The organism is Nonomuraea sp. MG754425, from assembly GCF_021699195.1.
GTDB lineage: Bacteria > Actinomycetota > Actinomycetes > Streptosporangiales > Streptosporangiaceae > Nonomuraea.
This window is the reverse complement of sequence record NZ_SSXE01000390.1, coordinates 1-2,295: the sequence shown is the minus strand read 5'-3', so window position 1 is coordinate 2,295 and position 2,295 is coordinate 1. Positions and strand designations below refer to the sequence as shown.

General features: G+C 75.4%; 3 protein-coding genes. All 3 read left to right on the top strand.

The window, feature by feature from the left end; all coding sequences use genetic code 11:
- Positions 1-13 precede the first annotated feature (13 nt).
- A complete protein-coding gene (locus FAF44_RS52875) occupies positions 14-235 on the top strand; it encodes a hypothetical protein (RefSeq protein ID WP_237111068.1) in 222 nt (73 codons plus the stop codon).
- 312 nt (positions 236-547) lie between these two features.
- Positions 548-1,696 (top strand): inositol-3-phosphate synthase, encoded by a 1,149-nt coding sequence (locus FAF44_RS52870; RefSeq protein WP_237111067.1) that lies wholly within the window; start codon positions 548-550, stop codon positions 1,694-1,696.
- Between the two features lie 154 nt (positions 1,697-1,850).
- The coding region (locus FAF44_RS52865) for a UbiA family prenyltransferase (protein WP_237111066.1) at positions 1,851-2,295 on the top strand (445 nt) is incomplete at its 3' end.

Here is a 2,295-nt window from a genome sequence, read left to right as displayed (position 1 = left end):
CACCCGGTAGACGGTGGTGGGCGTCAGGCCCGGCCCCGTCCGCCTCCCGGGCCTGACGCCCACCACCGTCTACCGGGTGCGCCCGCTGATGCCTGTGCCCTCCCACGGGGCCCCGCCCGCCTGGGTGTCCGGCGAGCTGTCGCTCCCGGGCTCCGCGCTGGCCGCCTCGGGCATCTCGGTGCCGCCGCTCTTCCCGGACGAGGCGGCGCTGGTGCACGTCGTCGCGGCCGGATAGCACGGGACAGCACCGGATAGCACCGGATAGCACCGCCGAAACCCCGGGCACCGGCCGTCCGGTGCCCGGTTTTCGACGTTCAGCACCAGAACGCAGCACGATGCCGCTTGAACGGCGGCGCTTTCGAGCGGATCCTAATCACAAGTCCGATCATGACGAGTGCGGCTCCCCCCAGCAGCCGCCCGACCCCTGTGGAGGACGCGTGACACAGGCCGATCACGCGGTTCACCGGCCGGCGGGCCATCCCGCCCTCCTCGGCCTTCGACGCTGAACACCCCGGGACGGGGGCGTCCCGGGAGCGAAGGAGACCTCATGAGAACGGGAGCCTGGCTGCTCGGCGCACGCGGTTCGGTCGCCGTCACCAGTCTGATCGGAGCGCTCGCCATCCGGGCCGGCCTGACCGGGCCGACCGGCTGCGTCCTGGAGTCGCCCGCCCTGCGCGAACGGGTCCGTCCCGGCATCGGCGACCTGGTCTTCGGCGGGCACGACGTCACCTCCGTCCCGCTGGAGAAGAAGGCCGCGGAACTGGCCGGCGCCGGGGTGGTGCCCGCCGCGCTCGCGCTGGCCGTGAAGGACGACCTGGCCGCCGTCGAGCAGCAGGTGCGCCCGCTGCCCGCCGCCGCCACCCAGGCCGCGACGGCCGCGGCCATCGCCGCCGACCTCGACCGCTTCCGCCGCCGGAACGACCTCGACCGCGTCGTGGTGGTCAACGTCTCGACCACCGAGCCCGTCCCGTCGCCGCATCCCGCGCACGGCTCGCTCGACGCGCTGCGCGCCGCCCTGTCCGAACCCGGAGCGGTGTTGCCGCCCAGTTCGCTGGCCGCGTACGCCGCCCTGACCGCCGGCTGCCCCTACATCGACTTCACCCCCTCGACCGGCGCGCGCCTGCCCGCGCTCGACGCGCTCGCCCGCGAGCACGGCCTGCCGTACGCCGGGCACGACGGCAAGACGGGGGAGACCCTGGTCAAGTCGGTGCTCGCGCCCATGTTCGCGCAGCGCAACCTCAAGGTGCGCACCTGGTCCGGCGTCAACCTGCTGGGCGGCGGCGACGGCGCCAACCTCGTCCGGCCGGGCGCGAACGCGGCCAAGTCCGCCAGCAAGCAGCGCGTGCTGCCCGAGACGCTCGGCTACCTGCCGCAGGGCGAGACGCGCATCGACTACCTGGAGGACCTGGGCGACTTCAAGACCGCCTGGGACCTGGTCACCTTCGAGGGCTTCCTCGGGACCGGCATGCGCATGGAGTTCACCTGGCACGGCTGCGACTCCGCGCTGGCCGCGCCCCTCGTCCTCGACCTGGTCCGCCTCACCGCCGCCGCGCACCGGGCCGGACGCGCCGGGCCGCTGCCCGAGCTGGCCTTCTTCTTCAAGGACCCGCTGGGTGAGGTGCCGCACGGGCTGGCCGAGCAGTGGCGGGTGCTGTGCGACCTCGTGACCGCCCTCGACCCGGAGCACACCCCGTGACCCCCTCCCACGGGAGCCCCGCCTTACGACCGGCCGGGAAGCGGGTTCGTGTGAAGGGCGGCCTGGCGGGAATCAAGCGTCACTTGAGAGGCGGCGCGGGCGTGCGGCGGGACGGCACGGCCGCAGCCCGCCCCGGGGCGAGGGAGGCCGGCCGATGACCGCGCTGCGGGACCTGATCGAGCTGGTCCGGGCCCCGGCCGCGCTGTCGGTCCCCGGCGACGTGATCGCCGGCGCCGCCGCCGGGCAGGTGCTCGGTCCCCGGACGCTCGGCCTGGCCTGCTCCTCCGTCTGCCTGTACTGGGCGGGGATGGCCGCCAACGACTGGGCCGACCGCCATCTCGACGCCGCCGAACGTCCCGAACGTCCGATCCCCTCGGGCCGGGTGCGGCCGGGGGCCGCGCTGGGCCTGGCCGCCGGGCTCACCGCCGCCGGCCTCGCCGTCGCCGGGCTCAGCGGCGGACGCCGGGCGCTGCTGGTCGCCGCGCCGCTGGCGGGGGCCGTGTGGACGTACGACCTGGTCGCCAAGAACACGCCCGCCGGACCCCTGGCGATGGCGGTGTGCCGCGGCCTCGACGTCCTGCTCGGCGCCACCCAGCCCC

What these genes read in the sequence shown, in the direction of transcription:
- FAF44_RS52870 (WP_237111067.1), top strand. Translation starts at nt 548, where the DNA reads ATGAGAACGGGAGCCTGGCTGCTCGGCGCACGCGGTTCGGTCGCCGTC.